The organism is Methylobacterium sp. J-077, from assembly GCF_022829365.1.
In the GTDB taxonomy this organism is placed as follows: Bacteria; Pseudomonadota; Alphaproteobacteria; order Rhizobiales; family Beijerinckiaceae; genus Methylobacterium.
On the sequence record NZ_JAKSYJ010000210.1, the window covers coordinates 1 to 15,407 of the forward strand.

General features: G+C 70.9%; 18 protein-coding genes. 5 read left to right on the forward strand and 13 right to left on the reverse strand.

The features are described from left to right. From MKL11_RS25085 to MKL11_RS25135, 11 genes are all read right to left on the reverse strand, one after another. On the reverse strand, nt 1-195 hold a 195-nt coding region (locus MKL11_RS25085; protein ID WP_243948259.1), incomplete at its 3' end, for a 1-deoxy-D-xylulose-5-phosphate synthase N-terminal domain-containing protein. 43 nt (nt 196-238) lie between these two features. Further along, complete coding sequence (locus tag MKL11_RS25090) at nt 239-499, reverse strand: exodeoxyribonuclease VII small subunit (RefSeq protein ID WP_058193261.1); 261 nt, start codon at nt 497-499, stop codon at nt 239-241. Nucleotides 500-701: 202 nt separating this feature from the next. Next, entirely contained in the window at nt 702-1,214 is a 513-nt protein-coding gene (locus MKL11_RS25095; protein WP_243948347.1) for a tyrosine phosphatase family protein, read from the reverse strand. Between the two features lie 53 nt (nt 1,215-1,267). Next, complete coding sequence (locus MKL11_RS25100; RefSeq protein WP_243948261.1) at nt 1,268-1,867, reverse strand: HD family hydrolase; 600 nt, start codon at nt 1,865-1,867, stop codon at nt 1,268-1,270. Then, on the reverse strand, nt 1,864-2,478 hold the full coding sequence (locus MKL11_RS25105) for a DNA-3-methyladenine glycosylase I (RefSeq protein ID WP_243948263.1): 615 nt from the start codon (nt 2,476-2,478) through the stop codon (nt 1,864-1,866). Before MKL11_RS25105 ends, MKL11_RS25100 begins: the two co-directional genes overlap by 4 nt. Before the next feature lie 60 nt (nt 2,479-2,538). Then, nucleotides 2,539-3,393 carry a YgfZ/GcvT domain-containing protein gene (locus MKL11_RS25110; protein WP_243948265.1) on the reverse strand — a complete coding sequence of 285 codons (855 nt, stop codon included), beginning with the start codon at nt 3,391-3,393 and terminating at the stop codon, nt 2,539-2,541. 104 nt (nt 3,394-3,497) lie between these two features. Continuing rightward, complete coding sequence (locus tag MKL11_RS25115; RefSeq protein WP_147856766.1) at nt 3,498-3,758, reverse strand: hypothetical protein; 261 nt, start codon at nt 3,756-3,758, stop codon at nt 3,498-3,500. A gap of 159 nt (nt 3,759-3,917) precedes the next feature. Further along, on the reverse strand, nt 3,918-4,355 hold the full coding sequence (locus tag MKL11_RS25120) for a TIGR02301 family protein (protein WP_243948267.1): 438 nt from the start codon (nt 4,353-4,355) through the stop codon (nt 3,918-3,920). Next, entirely contained in the window at nt 4,352-4,822 is a 471-nt protein-coding gene (locus tag MKL11_RS25125; RefSeq protein ID WP_243948269.1) for an NUDIX hydrolase, read from the reverse strand. Before MKL11_RS25125 ends, MKL11_RS25120 begins: the two co-directional genes overlap by 4 nt. Next, on the reverse strand, nt 4,819-5,922 hold the full coding sequence (locus MKL11_RS25130; RefSeq protein WP_243948271.1) for a hypothetical protein: 1,104 nt from the start codon (nt 5,920-5,922) through the stop codon (nt 4,819-4,821). The genes MKL11_RS25125 and MKL11_RS25130 overlap by 4 nt, the downstream gene beginning before the upstream one ends. Before the next feature lie 401 nt (nt 5,923-6,323). Next, the gene (locus MKL11_RS25135) at nt 6,324-7,046 is read right to left on the reverse strand and encodes an SDR family NAD(P)-dependent oxidoreductase (protein ID WP_243948273.1); all 723 of its coding nucleotides are present in this window, start codon (nt 7,044-7,046) and stop codon (nt 6,324-6,326) included. 175 nt (nt 7,047-7,221) lie between these two features. Here MKL11_RS25135 and MKL11_RS25140 point away from each other — a divergent pair, with 175 nt between their 5' ends. The 4 genes from MKL11_RS25140 (at nt 7,222) to thiL (ending at nt 9,984) form a co-directional block, all read left to right on the forward strand. Beyond that, entirely contained in the window at nt 7,222-7,791 is a 570-nt protein-coding gene (locus MKL11_RS25140) for a carboxymuconolactone decarboxylase family protein (protein ID WP_243948275.1), read from the forward strand. Between the two features lie 109 nt (nt 7,792-7,900). Beyond that, nucleotides 7,901-8,389: a 6,7-dimethyl-8-ribityllumazine synthase gene (ribH, locus tag MKL11_RS25145; protein WP_243948277.1), complete on the forward strand. Its 489-nt coding sequence runs from the start codon at nt 7,901-7,903 to the stop codon at nt 8,387-8,389. An 11-nt stretch (nt 8,390-8,400) separates the two neighbouring features. Continuing rightward, complete coding sequence (nusB, locus tag MKL11_RS25150) at nt 8,401-8,985, forward strand: transcription antitermination factor NusB (protein ID WP_279600706.1); 585 nt, start codon at nt 8,401-8,403, stop codon at nt 8,983-8,985. A gap of 3 nt (nt 8,986-8,988) precedes the next feature. Beyond that, a complete protein-coding gene (gene thiL, locus MKL11_RS25155; RefSeq protein ID WP_243948280.1) occupies nt 8,989-9,984 on the forward strand; it encodes a thiamine-phosphate kinase in 996 nt (331 codons plus the stop codon). Here the strand turns inward: thiL and MKL11_RS25160 are convergent. Continuing rightward, entirely contained in the window at nt 9,904-10,305 is a 402-nt protein-coding gene (locus tag MKL11_RS25160) for a hypothetical protein (RefSeq protein ID WP_243948282.1), read from the reverse strand. The genes thiL and MKL11_RS25160 overlap by 81 nt on opposite strands. A gap of 488 nt (nt 10,306-10,793) precedes the next feature. On the opposite strand from MKL11_RS25160, the gene MKL11_RS25165 reads away from it, so the two are divergent. Continuing rightward, nucleotides 10,794-12,938 (forward strand): sodium-translocating pyrophosphatase, encoded by a 2,145-nt coding sequence (locus tag MKL11_RS25165; RefSeq protein ID WP_243948284.1) that lies wholly within the window; start codon nt 10,794-10,796, stop codon nt 12,936-12,938. 1,269 nt (nt 12,939-14,207) lie between these two features. On the opposite strand, the gene MKL11_RS25170 is transcribed toward MKL11_RS25165, so the two are convergent. Further along, complete coding sequence (locus MKL11_RS25170; RefSeq protein WP_243948286.1) at nt 14,208-15,320, reverse strand: FAD-binding domain-containing protein; 1,113 nt, start codon at nt 15,318-15,320, stop codon at nt 14,208-14,210. Nucleotides 15,321-15,407 lie beyond the last annotated feature (87 nt).

Genomic DNA, 15,407 nt, shown 5'->3' on the forward strand with positions numbered 1-15,407 from the left:
GTGGTGCAGGGCGACGGTGAGCTCGACCACGCCGAGCCCCGAGCCGAGATGGCCGCCGGTGATCGACACGGCGTCGATCATCTCGGCCCGCACCGCGTCCGCCACCGCCTGCAGCTCGGATTCGGGAAGCTGCCGAAGCGCGGCCGGCTCCGGGACACGGTCGAGAAGCGCGCTCAGCTCGGGGGAAATCGCCACGGCATCAACCTCTATCGGACGGGATCGGTCGGACCGCCGAGCCTCAGGATATATCGAGCGGCGCCACGCCCTCGGGCCGCCCGTCGGCACCGAGGGTGATCCGCTGGATCCGCGCCTCGGCCCGCTTCAGCAGCGCCTCGCAGTGCTTCTTCAGCACCTCGCCGCGCTCGTAGATCGCCACGGACTCGTCCAGCGGGACATCGCCCCGCTCGAGCCTGCGCACGATCTCCTCGAGTTGCTCCAGCGCCTTCTCGAAGGGCAGGTCGCCGGCGGCCGGGGCCACCTCGGGTCTGCTCGCGTTCATCCCACACACATCCTTTGGGTCGGTTCTAAGGCGGCAGCCGGTGCGGCCACAACCCAGGCGAGGGTGGGCCCGGGCCGATCCGCAGCGTTTTGGTGCGGCGCGGCGGCGTTTGCGCCACACTCGCTACCCTCTGCGGAATGACCCTCGAACGGTCGCGCGCAGAGGTACAGGCGTTGGCAACTGAAAGTTTTGTGGCGGGCCGTCACGTCAGCGTGAGGCAGAACGGCGTCCCCTCGAACGCCTCGGCGCCGCGGCCGATCCGCGCGATCGCCGCGACCATGCGGCCGTCCCGGCCGAGCATCCGGTCGGCGATCGCCACGAACAGGGGGTTGGGGGTCGCGGACGGGGAGGCGGCCCGCAGGGCGTCGGCGATGGCACCCTCGTCGCGCTCGGGCGCCAGGGCGCAGGCCGCGATATAGGCCGCCGCGGTGGAGCGGCTGATCCCGGCATAGCAGTGGATCACCAGCGGCTTGTCCCGGGGCCAGGCCCGCGTGAAGGTCAGGATCCCGGCCACGTGTTCGTCAGCCGGCAAAACGTGTCCGTCCCGGGGCTCGGCGATGTCGCTGACCCCGATGACCGTATGGTTCTCGGGCGTGATTAGCGCCGGCCGCTCCAGGGGCGTGCCGACATTGACCAGCGTGAGCACGTGGCTCGCGCCGGTGGCGGCGACGGTCTCGGGCAGGCGCGAGAGCGGACAGACGTGAAGGGTCGGCATGCGGCGGCCCATGGCGCGGGATCGTGACGGATCGAGGGCGGCGGTATCGGAACTCAAGCCCGGTACAGGGCCTGGAAGCGGTCGAGGAACCGCGCCTCGGCCTGGGCGGTCGGCCACGGCTCGGCCAAAGCCAGGACGGTCTCGGGCAGATCGGGGGCCGCGCCGAAATAGAGGCCCGCTTCGTCGGACGCGAAGCCCGCGAGCTCCACCGCCTCGATATGGGCGGCGATCCGGTCGGCGCGCTTGACCAAGCGGCCGAGGGCGGGGTCGGGATCGCCCAGGCCGAAGCGGCGGCGCACGGCGGCGAGCAGGCGCAGCTCGACCCCGCGATAGGCGTCGCCGATCGCAGCCTTGAGCGGCGAGATGATGTCGCCGACGACGTATTCCGGGGCGTCGTGCAGCAGCAGCTCCAGCCCGTCCGGATCGGTGCACGGGGTGATCTGGCGCCCGACCGCCTCCACCAGCAGGCTGTGCTGGGCCACCGAGAAGACGTGCGGCCCCCGGGTCTGGCCGTTCCAGCGGGCGACCCGGGCGAGGCCGTGGGCGATGTCGGCGATCTCGATGTCCCGGGGCGCGGGGTCGAGGAGATCGAGGCGGCGGCCGGACAGCATCCGCTGCCAAGCCCGGGGCGCCGGGTCGCGCGCCTCGCTCATGCCGGCCGCCCGAGTGCGGCGCAGGGCCCGTGCCGGTGGCAGCCGACGAGGTGGTCGTTGACCATCCCGACCGCCTGCATGAAGGCGTGCACGATGGTCGGGCCGCAGAAGGAGAATCCTTGCGCCTTCAGGGCCTTGCCGATCGCCTGGGAGACCGGCGTCTCGGTCTGGATCTCGGCCCGGCTCCGGGCGCCCCCCTGGATCGGCCGCCCGTCCACGAAATTCCACAGGAACGGCGCGAAGCCGGGGCCGCTCTCCTCGATCCGCAGCCAGGCCCGGGCGCCGGCGATCGTGCCCAGGATCTTGGCGCGGTTGCGGATGATGCGGGCGTCCGCCATCAGCCGCGCGACGTCGGCCTCGTCGTAGCGGGCGATGGCTTCCGGATCGAAGCCGGAGAACGCGTCCCGAAAGCCGTCGCGGCGGCGCAGGATCGTGATCCAAGACAGGCCGGCCTGGAAGCCGTCGAGGATCAGCTTCTCGTAGAGCGCCCGGCCGCCGCGCTCGGGCACGCCCCATTCGGTGTCGTGATAGGCGACGTAGAGCGGGTCGTGGCCGGCCCACCAGCAGCGGGGGCAGCCATCGGGATGGTCGATCAGGCCGGTCTCGGACATCCCGCCGGTTTAGCGAGAACAGGAGCGGAACGCCATCGCGGCCCGCGCCCCGATCCGTGCTCAGGCCACCGACGATCCGGCCGCTTCCGGCATCGCGAACGTCGCGTAGGCCGGCTTCTCGAAGGTCACCGGAGTGTCGCCGGCCAGAGGCGTCACACCGGCCCCGAGGGCATCGGCTAGGCGGTCGAGCCGGACCAGCGCCAGGCCATGCTCGCCGGCGGCGCTGCCGGTGGTGCCCAATCCCTTGCCGCCGGCGGTGATCTCGGTGCCGGGGGGAGGGGCCTCGCCCGAATAATGTGCCGCCAGGATCCGGGTGCGGGCGGTGCCGCGGTGCTGCATGCGCGAGACCACCTCTTGGCCCACGTAGCAGCCCTTCTTGAAGTCGACGCCGCCGAGCTGATCCATCATCGCCTCATGGGGGAACGCGTCCCCGTAGGCGTAGTCGCGCCCGCCCTCGGGCACGGCGAGCTCGATGCGGTGCCTGTGGTAATCCGCTTCCGCGGCAACGGCGGAAAAGGCGCCCTCGGCGGCGTAGAGCCGGGCGCCGAGATCGACGTGGCGGGTATCGGCGACCGTGCCGGTCTCCACCGCCGGGGAGGCGCCGGCCCAGGAGGCCGCCACCGCCACGGTCGGGTCGACCGCGATCGCGACCTGCGCGCGCAGCCGGTAGAGCGTCAGCCGCTTGGCGAGGTCCGCGGCCCGGTCGATCGCCGTGTCGAGGCGGAACCCGTCCGGGATCCGCGAGATCAGGAAGTCGAACAGGATCTTGCCCTGCGGCGCCAGGAGCGCGCCGAGGCGGGCCTCGGCCTCCTGCAGGGTCTCGACGTTGCAGGTCAACACGCCCTGGAGCAGCGCGGCGGCATCCGGCCCGGTAACGGTGACGAGGGCGCGGTCCGGCAGCAGGGCGACGGGCATGGCGAGCAGATCCTCACGCGACGGTGGCGATCCGGCATTCCGGATCGCATGGCCGGGAGGTAGGTGCTGCGCGTGCCTGCCTCAACCGCCCGCCGCCAGACTCCTCAATGCTGGAGGGTCGTCGTGAAGGCGCCGCCGCGGATGCGCTCCGGAAAGCCCTCGGCGTAGCGGGCCGTGGCCTCCTCGCCGTAGGTCATCACCAGTTCCTGGAACGCCGCGAACAGGGCGGCCTGGGCCATGCAGTCGCCGTCGAGCCCGTCGAGACAGCCTTCCGCGAACGCTTCCGAGACGTAGCTCAGCGCGACGCGCTTCTCCTCGACGTCGACCTCAACCTCGATGGGGGCGGTCTGAGAGATGTGCTGCATGGGCCCGATACTTCCGTTGCGCCGGGCACGAGACCCGGCGGACCAACGGATGATAGGTGGCTCCCCGCGGCTCGGCCAGCCGAGAATTTCAGATCGGTTAACGCGGCCGCTCGAAGTTGATGCTTTCGGGGGATGCGTGGCGGGTGTGTTGCCTCTGCATCACCCGCCGAAGCGACCCGCCAGAGCATGCGACAGCCTGTCGCCCTCGGAGACGTAGCGGGCGGCCGCCTCGTGCGCCGCCGGGGTGCAGACCCGGTAGGTCAGCGCGTAGCCGCGATAGCCGCGATTGTAAGCGCCGGCCAGCCGGTCGCGACGGGCCGGGGTCACGCCCTCGGATTCGATCAGCGCTTTCATGCGGGCCGGCCACTCCGCGGCGTCGGGCGCCGCGCACAGGCCGCGCAGGAAGGCCAGCGCGCCGATGATCTCGGACATCCGCAGCAGGTCGCGGTCGTAGGGGGCGGGCACGTCCGCGGGCGGCGTCACCTCTTTGGGCGCCTCCTTGGCCGGGGCGGGCACGGCGCGGGTGCCGCGCTGCTGCTGCGCCAGGGCCGGCCCGGTCAGCGCCGCGGCCAGGCACAGGATGACCGGAAGCCTCACGCGCTCGCCTCCTTGCCGCGCACCCGGGCAAACGCCTCGTGCAGGGTCTCGATCAGGCCCGGGGTCGTCGTGAGGCCGGCGACCTCGTCCAGCGTCGCCCAGCGGACCCCGAGGGCCTCCGGGCCGGCCGCGGGCTCGCCGCCGCACCACAGGGCGGCGTGCGGGTGGACGACGTAATGGTGGCGGGCGCGGCCGGCCTCGTCCCGGACGATGATCTCGGTGGGAGAGAGCACGCCGATCACCTCGGCCGCGAGGCCGACTTCCTCGGACAATTCGCGCAACGCCGCCGCGGCCAAGCTCTCGCCGGCCTCGACCAGGCCGCCCGGCAGGGTCCAGACGCCGCGCATCGGCTCGTTGGCCCGGGCCGCCAGCAGGACGCGCGCGCCGCGGATCACCGCGATGGATGCGCCCACATAGGGCCGGGTCGGGAACAAGCGGCTGCCGTCATCGGCTGTGCCCTCGGTCACGGCTTGCCTCCGTCCGGGGCGATGACGGCGACCCGCCCGTCGGCGAGGCCGACCAGCAGCCGCGCCGCCGCGCCCTCGCCCAGCACCACGGTGCCGGTGGCGGCCGGCGCGGGCAGCGGGACGCGCAGGCGCTCGTGCAGCGATCCCTTGGCCTGGACGAGGGCGATCTCGGCGCGGCCCGCCACAGGCAGCGCGAGTTCGGCGGGACCGGCGGCCGGGACCGTGACGGCGAGATCGGCATCGCCCTCGCCCGCCGCGTAGCCCGGCGCCTCGCCGGCCGGCTCGATGTTTTCCGGGGTCAACGTCCAGAGCTGGAGCAGGCCCCGGGCGCTGATCGTTGCGGCCTGCATGCCGCCGGAGCCGGAAAAGTCCGCGATGCCGGCGATCTTCAGGGGCGGGCCGGGCTGCGGCGGCGTGCGGGCCGTGACGCTCCAGGCCGCCTGACCGTCCGGGCGCCCGATCAGAACGAGCCCGCCCGAATCCGCTCCCGCGAGGGTCGTGGCCAGGAGCGCCGGACGGCCGGCGAGGCGCAGCAGGCGCGGCCGCAGCGGCGCGAACAACGCGTCGCCCCCCGCCGGCACCGTGACGGTGGCGACCGGGACCGGCTTCGGATCGGTGCTGACCGCCATCGGCTGGCGTTCGCGGATGGTCAGGACGGCGGCGGCCTCGCTGCCGTCGGGAGCCCGGGTGCGGCCGGTGAGGTAGGCGCTCAGGGCCCCGGCCAGGACCCGGCGCGAGCCCGGCAGGGCGCCCCGCGGCGTCTCGGCAGCGGTCAGCCCCACGACCGCGTCCCGGCCGATCGGCCGGACCGTGACGGTACCGTCCGTCAAGCCGAGCACGGCGCCGCCCTCGTCGCCCCAGACCACGGCGATCGGGGCGCTCTCTTCGTCGCCGGCCGACGGGCCGGATCTCGCACCGGCGATCGGCAGCAGGCCGGAGGTCGCCACCGAGACGGCTACCTCGCTGCGCGGCCCGCGCAGCGCCCGCACCTTGAAGGGCAGGTCGAGGATCCGGACGGCCAGCGCCTCGGCGCGGGCGCCGGCGAGCGGCGTGCACAGACTCAGGCCGAGGAGGATCGCGAAGCTTCGGCGGTTTGGCACGGGGCGACAGTTGATCCGGTTTTCGAATCGTCCGCGTCTCGACAGGAAGTCCGTTCCCGCATTGGAACGCGCGCTCCCTCCCCCCTCTGCGGGCTGCGGACGAAACAGGTTTGAGGCGCAGGCGCTTTTGTCGGCCGCGACACGCCCCCTCTCCCGTTCGGGAGAGGGTTGGGGTGAGGGACCAGGTTTGTCTGGATAGGTCGCACCCCGCACCCTGTCCCTCTCCCGCACGGGAGAGGGGACCCGCGCCTCGGCCGGACCCGTGGAAATCCGATCGCCCACAGAGAGGGGAGGGCGAGGCGCATGTCTCCGACCGTTGCCTTCATCGGCCGCCGATATGCGAACGTCGTAACCCGGCCGAGAGAGGCCGCGCATCGCGACCGGCAGTCCCCATCGCCGGGTCAAACGTGCTGGCCGCCGTTGATGTGCAGCTCGGCCCCGTTCACGTAGGACGAGGCGTCGGTGCACAGGAAGTAGATCGCCTTGGCGACCTCGTCCGGGGTGCCGAGCCGGCGCTGCGGGATCTGCTCGACGAGCTTTTCCGTGCCGGGGGACAGGATCGAGGTGTCGATCTCGCCCGGCGAGATCGCGTTCACCCGCACCCCGAGGGGCCCGAAATCGGCGGCCATCTCGCGGGTCAGGCCGGCGAGCGCCGCCTTGGAGGTGCCGTAGGCCGCGCCCGCGAACGGGTGGACCCGGGATCCCGCGATCGAGGTGACGTTGACGATCGAGCCCCGGGCGTGGGCGAGCTCGTCGCGCAGGCCGCGGGCCAGCAGGATCGTGGCGAAGACGTTGACCTGGAACACCCGCTGCCAGCCGTCGAACTCCGTGGCCAGCGCGCCCAAGCGCTCGCCCGCGGGACCTTTCGGCGAGATGCCGGCATTGTTGACCAGCGCGTGCAGCACGCCGCCCTCGGCGTCGAGCCGGCCCCGGACCTCCTCGATGGCGCGCATCGTGTCCTGCGCGTCCGCGAGATCGACCTGGAGGTGGTCCTCGGGACCCATCTCCCAGGGGCAATTCTCGGGAAACGCGTGGCGTGAGCAGGTGATGACCCGCCAGCCGGCCGCCGAGAAGCGCTTGACCGTGGCGTGGCCGATGCCCCGGCTCGCGCCCGTGAGCAGCATGATGCGCCGGCGTTCGTTGACGGGGAGGGCCAAAGCCGTAAGCCTCGCTGGCGGGGTTTCGGAGCGCGTCCGGATCGGGCGCGGGGCGTCCCGGTGAGCCTGAACGGTCTAGGCGCACGAGGGCCGGAAATCCAGAGTGCGTCGCACGCGTACGGTACGGGAGCACGGGCAAGCCATGATGGGTACGGACCGCCTGCCGGAAATCCCGGCGGAAACCCTCACCGACGCGCAGGCCAAGGCCGCTGAGGCGTTCATGGCCGAGCGCGGGGTCCCGGTCTTCGGGCCGTTCGTGCCGCTGCTGCGCAGCCCCGAGCTGATGCTATGCGCCAGCCGCATGGGGCTGTACCTGCGCTACGGCAGCGCCCTGCCGCTGCGCGTCAGCGAGTTCGTGATCCTGTTCGTCGCCCGGCTGTGGAATCAGCAGGTCGAGTGGCAGATCCACCACCCGATCGCCCTCAAGGCCGGCGTCGCCGCCGAGACCGCACAGGCCTTGGCCGAGGGGCGGCGGCCCGACACGATGAGCGACGAGGAGGCACTGGCCTACGCGTTCTCGACCGAGCTGCAGCACAACCGCGTGGTGAGCGATGCCACCTACGCCGCTCTGGTGGCGCGCTTCGGCGAGCAGGGGGCGATCGATCTCACCGGCATCAACGGCTATTACGCGCTGCTCGCCATGACCATGAATGTCGGCCGCACGGCGTTGCCCGAAGACGGGCCGCCGCCGCTGCCGCCGCTGGTGCGCTAGGTCCTGCGCCGCTTGTAGCGCCGGCCGCTTCGGTCTAACCGTCCCACTCGCCTGTGGGCACCCGCTGCCGGCGCCCCGCCAACCCCCGAAAAACCAACCGGACCAAGCCATGGTCGCCCAGACCCGCGCCGCCACGGCGCCGAAGCCCGCCGATCCGGCGCTCGCCGGCGCCCGCATCCTCGTCGTCGAGGCGCGCTACTACGACGCCCTCGCGGACGAATTGCTGGCCGGCGCGCTGGCGGCGATCGAGGCGGCGGGCGCGCAGGCCATCGTGGTGACGGTGCCCGGCGCGCTGGAGATCCCCGCCGCGGTGGCGATCCTGGCGGACGGCTACGACGCCGTGGTGGCGCTCGGCTGCGTGATCCGCGGCGAGACCGGGCATTACGACATCGTGGCCGGCGAGAGCGCCCGCGCCCTGATGGACCTCTCGGTCCAGCGCCGGCTGCCGCTCGGCAACGGCATCCTCACCGTCGAGACCGAGGCGCAGGCTCTGGAACGCGCCCGGGTCGCCGAGATGAACAAGGGCGGCGGCGCGGCCGAGGCGGCGCTCGGGGTGCTCGCCCTCAAGCGTGCGGCCGAGGCGGCGCGCCCGCGATAACGAGAACCGACATGACCGGGATCACCGAAACCAGGCCGGACGGCACCGTCCAGGATGCCCCCGAGGAGGCCGCCCGGGCGATCAGCCCGCGCAGCGGCGCCCGCCTCGCCGTGGTGCAGGCGCTCTACGAGATGGACATCTCCGGCAAGGGCGTGCTCGACGCGCTCGCCGAGTTCGAGGCGTTCTGGATCGGCCAGGAGGTCGACGGGATCCTGCATCCCAAGGCCGAGACCGCCTTCTTCCGCGACCTGCTGCGCGGCACGGTCGAGGAGCAGCGGGCGATCGACCAGAAGCTCGACCAGGCGCTGGCCCAGGGCTGGCCGCTCCGGCGCATCGAGATCGTGCTGCGGGCGATCCTGCGGGCGGGCGCCTACGAGCTGCTGTTCCGGCCCGACGTGCCGGCGCCCGCGGCGATCTCCGAATATGTCGACGTGGCCCACAGCTTCTACACCGCCGACGAGCCGGGCCTCGTCAACGCCGTGCTCGACCGGGTTGCCCGGGAGGTCCGGCCGGGCGAGATGAGCGCGCCCAAGAGTGCCGGCAACAAGGGTGGCGGCAAGCCGGGCTCCGGGAAGCCGCCTGCCAAGAAGGCTTGAGCCGTGGCCGGGTCGGGTCGCGCCTCCGAGGAGGGGCTGATCGCCCGCTACTTCGCCCCGCTGGCGGGGCCGGGGGCGGACGGGCTCCGGGACGATGCCGCGACCCTGACCCCGACCCCCGGGCACGATCTCGTCGTCACCGCCGACGCTCTGGTGGCCGGGATCCATTACTTCCCCGACGATCCCCCGGCCTCGATCGCCCGCAAGGCGCTGGGGGTGAACCTGTCCGACATCGCCGCCAAGGGCGCGGTGCCCCGCGGCTTCCTGCTGACCCTGGCGCTCCCCGACGACTGGACGGAGGCATGGCTCGCCGGCTTCTCCGAGGGGCTCGGCGCGGCGGCGGCGGAGGCGGGCTGCCCGCTGCTCGGCGGCGACACGGTGCGCTCCGGTGGCCCGGCCCTGATCGGGATCACGGCGTTCGGCGAGGTGCCGGGCGGCGGCATCGTCCGGCGCGGCACCGCGCGGGTCGGCGACCGGATCTGCGTCAGCGGCACGATCGGCGACGCGGCGCTCGGCCTCCGGCTGCGCTTGGAACCGGAGGTAGCCTGGGCGGCGTCCCTCGATCCGGCGCAGCGGGCGGTGCTGGCCGACCGCTACCTGCATCCGCGCCCGCGCCTCGCCCTGGCGGCTGCGATCCGCCGCCACGCCTCGGCGGCGATGGACGTGTCGGACGGGCTCGCCGGCGATCTCGCCAAGATGCTGGGCGGGGGCCGCAGCGCCCGGATCGCGGTCGAAGCCGTGCCGCTTTCGGAGGCCGCCGCCCGGGCGCGCGAGGCGGAACCCGGCCTGATCGAGCCGATCCTAACCGGCGGCGACGATTACGAAATTCTCTGCACGGTGGCCCCGGAGCAGCTCGACGCGCTCCGCGCCGAGGCGGTGCAAGCCGGCATCCCGCTCACCGCCATCGGCACCGTCACCTCAGGCGACGGCCCGCCCGGCTTCGAAATGGGCGATGGCGCTGCGCGCGTGTTCGCGGCTGGGGCGTTCAGCCACTTCTGAGGCGGGGCCCGGGCTGGTCCGTCCGAGGACGATGTGGGTCACCCCCTCGGGCTGGCGGCCGATCTGGCGGCGGACCTCGTCCATCATGCCGGCGGCCACGATCGGCATCCACAGGGCCAGGTCGCTGTTGGTCAGCGCGGCGCGGCCGGTGAGCGATTCCTCCGGGCGGGGCGGGGTCGAGAACGCCCGCTGCAGGATGTGCAGGAGGTCGCCCTGCACCGCCTCCGGCTGGGCCGAGACCCGCTCGGCGAGCAGGAAATGCACCGCTCCGGTCAACACCTCGATCGTCGCCGCCAGCTTGGCGACCTGGTCGCTGCTCATGTCCAGCCCCATTCGGTTATACAACCGAAAGTAGAAGTCCGGATGGTTAACCGCGGGTTAAGGCCGACGGCGCCGCGAAGAGTTCGCTCCCGCCGGGCCTCCGCGTCGGCTCAGGACGCGAAGAATTGCCGCCGCCGAACCCACTTTGCTGCGAAGAGCCCGCGCAGCAAAACACGCGTCCTGCGATGACGCAGTGCAGCATTCACGGATCGCACCGCCAGCAACGCCGAACACGGCGTTTGCGCTCACCGGCGAAGTTTGGCAACTAAGGTCGGCCCGAACACGCCATGCTCGGGCCGACTCTAATCCTTTGCTGAGACGGCTCATCGTCGCCGGAAAAATCCTCCGTCGGCGGCGGTCGCGCCGAGACTGACCTTTGGGAAGGAATGCCCTGATTCGAGCGCACGTCCCGTGGCCGTCCTCCGGCGGCCAAGCTCGACGATAAGCACAAGCCCCGCCAGGCCCGATAAGAACAAGGACGGTAGAGCATGATCCCCTTGGCTTTGATCATCGTGGGCGGGCTCTGCGCCGTCGCCTACGGCATCGTCACGATCCTCGACGTGATGCGACGGGACGCCGGCACCCAGCGCATGCAGGAGATCGCCGCCGCCATCGCGGAGGGCGCGCAGGCCTATCTGAAGCGGCAATACCTCACCATCGGCCTCGTCGGCGTCGTGCTGTTCGTGCTGCTGGCGGTGTTTCTCGGGATCAAGGTCGCGGTCGGCTTCCTGATCGGCGCGGTCCTGTCGGGGGCGGCCGGGTTCATCGGCATGAACGTCTCGGTGCGGGCCAATGTCCGCACCGCGCAAGCCTCGTCGACCTCGCTGGGCGCCGGCCTCGACATGGCGTTCAAGTCCGGGGCGGTGACCGGCATGCTGGTCGCCGGCCTCGCGCTGCTGGGGGTCGCCCTCTACTACCTGTTCCTCACCCGCGGCGCCGGGCTCGACCCGTCGAGCCGCGAGGTGATCGACGCGCTGGTGGCGCTCGGCTTCGGCGCCTCGCTGATCTCGATCTTCGCCCGGCTCGGCGGCGGCATCTTCACCAAGGGCGCCGATGTCGGCGGCGACCTCGTCGGCAAGGTCGAGGCCGGGATCCCGGAGGACGACCCGCGCAACCCGGCCACCATCGCCGACAATGTCGGCGACAATGTCGGCGATTGCGCCGGCATGGCGGCCGACCTGTTCGAGACCTACGCGGTGACGATCGTGGCCACCATGGTGCTGGCGGCGATCTTCTTCTCCGGGCCCACCGGCAGCGGCCGGGCGGTGCTGGAGCCGATGATGCTCTATCCGCTCGCCATCGGGGCGGCCTGCATCGTCACCTCGATCGCCGGCACCTACGCGGTGCGGCTGTCCGCCAACCAGTCGATCATGGGCGCCCTGTACAAGGGGCTGATCACCGCGGGCGTGCTGTCCGTGGTGGCGATCGCCATCGTCAACCTGACCCTGCTGGGCGGCTTCTCGACCGCCTTCACCACCTCGACGGGCGTGACCTTCACGTCGGGCGGCCTGTTCGGCTGCGCGGTGATCGGGCTCGCCATCACAGCGCTGATCGTGGTGATCACCGAGTACTACACCGGCACCAATTTCCGCCCGGTGAAGTCGATCGCCGACGCCTCGGTCACCGGACACGGCACCAACGTGATCCAGGGCCTGGCGATCTCGCTGGAATCCACCGCGCTGCCGGCCCTCGTGATCGTGGCCGGCATCATCAGCACCCATGCGCTGGCCGGCCTGTTCGGCATCGCCATCGCGGTCACGGCCATGCTGGCGCTCGCCGGCTTCATCGTGGCGCTCGACGCCTTCGGGCCGGTCACCGACAATGCCGGCGGCATCGCCGAGATGGCCGGCCTGCCGCCGGACGTGCGCAAATCGACCGACGCGCTCGACGCGGTCGGCAACACCACCAAGGCCGTGACCAAGGGCTACGCGATCGGCTCGGCCGGCCTCGGCGCCCTGGTGCTGTTTGCCGCCTACACGTCCGACCTGAACTACTTCATCGCCAATGCCAGCCCGACGCAGTACCGGTTCTTCCAGGGCGTCAGCGTCGATTTCTCCCTGTCCAACCCCTACGTGGTGGTCGGGCTGCTGCTCGGGGGCCTGATCCCGTTCCTGTTCGCCGGCATCGCCATGACGGCGGTGGGCCGGGCGGCGGCCGCGGTGGTGGAGGAGGTCCGGCGCCAGTTCCGGGAGAAGCCCGGGATCATGCAGGGCACCGACCGGCCGGATTACGGCCGCGCGGTCGACATGCTGACCCGGGCGGCGATCAAGGAGATGATCGTTCCGTCGCTGCTGCCGGTGCTCTCGCCCGTCGTGATCTTCTTCGTGATCCAGCTGATCGCGGGCAAGAGCCAGGCCTTCGCCACGGTGGGCGCGAGCCTGCTCGGCGTGATCCTCACCGGCCTCTACGTCGCGATCTCGATGACCTCGGGCGGCGGCGCCTGGGACAACGCCAAGAAGTACATCGAGGACGGCCACCACGGCGGCAAGGGCTCCGACGCCCACAAGGCCGCGGTGACCGGCGACACGGTCGGCGACCCCTACAAGGACACGGCCGGCCCCGCGGTGAACCCGGCGATCAAGATCACCAACATCATCGCCCTGCTGCTGCTGGCGGTGCTGGCGCATTACTGAGGGGCGGGGGCGGCGATCCTGCAGGGGGGCCAGACGCTTCATGCAGGATCGAGCCGGCGCTCCGTCGTCGGACGCCTGACCGAGCGGCTGACCGCAATCCGCAGGGCCGAAGGGATGTCTGAGACGGGTGGATTTCCGCCGGTCCGGTTTCGGGCCGCGTGGCCACAAAAGCCGACGTTTGTTCGTAAAGCAGGAACCGAAGGTTGCGGCATTTTTGGACGTTGGCCGCTTGCTATAAGCAGCTTCCAATTAGCAGGCAGCCCACAGTGATACTGAAACCCATTAAAAGGATCGCCGATATGGGCGCGTAGGCGATTGCGACTAACAGCCTCGTAGAAAAGCGCTCAATTGGCAGCAACAGGTTTGCTACCATTCCAAAGACTACGGGCGTCCAGAGGCTAAGATGAGATTCATAAATCACACCATTGCGAATAAATAAATACGAAACAATAGTAAACCAAAACGGAGCTAGTAGCAGAGCACAGATATAAAAAATTTTGAAAAAAACTCTAGTGACTGCTCGTCTAAGACCGACGTCGATCCAGTCTGCAAGTCGATTAGCAATTTGCACAAACATCAAACGCTCCTACCGTCTTCATTTCCGGCGGCGTTATCACAAGGGCCACTTAGCTTCCGCAGTAAATATTTAATTTGGTAAGCGCGAGGCGTCATCGCTTGCCAGTAACTGAAAAGGGCGAGCGAACATGGCTTAAAGGCTTTGGATCGCGAAGCCGCACAACTAAGACGGCCGCGAGTGCGGCTGTCCCGACCAAGATCGCGAACATAGTTAATCTGCCGGGCGTCCTCCGGTTCATCGCCATACCACAGCAGCTACTCCAAGTTCGGGTTTCTGCCTCAAGCCGAAGCCGTCAAGCAACCGGCTATTGCTGCTATTCGGAAAGGTGAAGGCTGCATGAGGAAGGGGGCTGTCATGATCCGTGATGCTCTTCGAACGCTGGTAATCGCCATTCTCGCTGGTGCCGTGTTCGCGGCAGGCTTTCTATATCTGGTCGTGACTTCCGGCGTCGGTGAGAGAGGCTGGTGCTCGCCCGGTCCATTTCAGACCCAGTGCGAGTAGCGCCTGCTGGAAGGCAGACGCATGGCCGCTTCGGAGAAGCTGCCATGGGGATCCGGGCGGCTGGGTTGGGTCGTAAACAGCCACCCCAAGCGCAAGCGGGTGGGTTCAGACCCATGGGGCGGCGCAGAGCGGGGCTGTCGCGCGAGGCCGGCCGGCGGCCCTGGCCATGACGCTTGGCACCGCCCCGACGATCACGCCGGCCGCAGCTGCGGGATGGCTTTCTTCACCCGGGTATAGCCGCGGGTGGCCAGGGGCCAGGCGGCCTCGTCCCAGGGCCGCCGGACGCGCAGGCATTCGGCCGGGAGGGCATCCGCGGAGGGGCCGACCGGGGCCCAGGCCGTGACGATGGGACGGGCGTCGGACCAATCCGGGGCGACCGGTCCCGCCGGGCAGCCGAAATGCGCCTCTGCCCGCGCCAGGGCATCGGCCATCGCCGTAGAATCGGCCGCCCGAACCCTGTCCGACGCACCGGGGGCGTGGGCGACGAGGCCCCCGACCCGGACCACCCGGGCGTCCCCCAACGGCAGGCTCTCCGGATGCAGGTCGTCGAGATGCAGCAGCAGGGCGACCGCGCCGGCCGGTGCCGCGTCGGCCCGCGGCAGCGCGACCTCGCGCGGCGGGTTCGCTTCGTCGAGGGAATCCGGATATTCGTCGAGCCCGGCGGGATCGAACCGGCCCTCCGTGTAGCGCCGGATGTTCTCGGCGCGGGCGACGTAGGGCTTGCCCCGCGTGTGCAGGCCCGCCACCCAGCGCCAGGACAGGGTGTTGCTCGCCGGGTCGCCATCGACGAGGTGGCACAGGAAGAAGGCGGCGCCGAGGGCCCAGGGCAGGCGCAGGGTGAAGATCCAGATCGAGGCGAACCACATCCGCGCATGGTTGTGCAGCCAGCCGGTCTCGACCAGCTCGCGCACCCAATCGTCGAAGCCGTCGATGCCGGTCCGGCCCTCGATCGCCGTCGCGTAGGTCCGGCGCAGCCCGGGCTCGGCGGAAAGCCGCGCGCGGTCCGCCGCCGCCAGCGCCAGACAATCCGTCCAGGCGGCCGGGTGGGTCTCCAGATGGCCCTTGAAGTAGGTCCGCCAGAACACCTCGGACACGAATTTCTCAGCGCCGCCGTCGCCGAAGGCGCTGTCGGCGGCGGCCACCACCTCGGCCTCGGTGATCAGGCGCCGGCGCAGATAGGGCGACAGCGCCGAGGTGGTCGGCCGCGCCTGCGCGCCGCGGTCGGTGTTGCGGGTGGCGGCGTAAGCGGCACCGGCCTCCGCCAGGAAGGCGGAGAGACGGTCGAGCCCGGCATCCCGGGTCATGGGGAAGATGCGATCCATGCCGCCGAGCTAGCGCGGGACCGCGCGGGCGCGGCTGCGACCCATTCCCCGCCCGGCGGCGCCATGGCC

Bases quoted from the DNA above. Each gene is read 5' to 3' on its own strand.
- MKL11_RS25090 (WP_058193261.1), bottom strand. From the start codon at position 499: ATGAACGCGAGCAGACCCGAGGTGGCCCCGGCCGCCGGCGACCTGCCC.
- MKL11_RS25095 (WP_243948347.1), bottom strand. From the start codon at position 1,214: ATGCCGACCCTTCACGTCTGTCCGCTCTCGCGCCTGCCCGAGACCGTC.
- MKL11_RS25100 (WP_243948261.1), bottom strand. From the start codon at position 1,867: ATGAGCGAGGCGCGCGACCCGGCGCCCCGGGCTTGGCAGCGGATGCTG.
- MKL11_RS25105 (WP_243948263.1), bottom strand. From the start codon at position 2,478: ATGTCCGAGACCGGCCTGATCGACCATCCCGATGGCTGCCCCCGCTGC.
- MKL11_RS25110 (WP_243948265.1), bottom strand. From the start codon at position 3,393: ATGCCCGTCGCCCTGCTGCCGGACCGCGCCCTCGTCACCGTTACCGGG.
- MKL11_RS25115 (WP_147856766.1), bottom strand. From the start codon at position 3,758: ATGCAGCACATCTCTCAGACCGCCCCCATCGAGGTTGAGGTCGACGTC.
- MKL11_RS25135 (WP_243948273.1), bottom strand. From the start codon at position 7,046: ATGCTGCTCACGGGCGCGAGCCGGGGCATCGGCCACGCCACGGTCAAG.
- MKL11_RS25140 (WP_243948275.1), top strand. From the start codon at position 7,222: ATGATGGGTACGGACCGCCTGCCGGAAATCCCGGCGGAAACCCTCACC.
- ribH (WP_243948277.1), top strand. From the start codon at position 7,901: ATGGTCGCCCAGACCCGCGCCGCCACGGCGCCGAAGCCCGCCGATCCG.
- nusB (WP_279600706.1), top strand. From the start codon at position 8,401: ATGACCGGGATCACCGAAACCAGGCCGGACGGCACCGTCCAGGATGCC.
- MKL11_RS25160 (WP_243948282.1), bottom strand. From the start codon at position 10,305: ATGAGCAGCGACCAGGTCGCCAAGCTGGCGGCGACGATCGAGGTGTTG.
- MKL11_RS25165 (WP_243948284.1), top strand. From the start codon at position 10,794: ATGATCCCCTTGGCTTTGATCATCGTGGGCGGGCTCTGCGCCGTCGCC.
- MKL11_RS25170 (WP_243948286.1), bottom strand. From the start codon at position 15,320: ATGACCCGGGATGCCGGGCTCGACCGTCTCTCCGCCTTCCTGGCGGAG.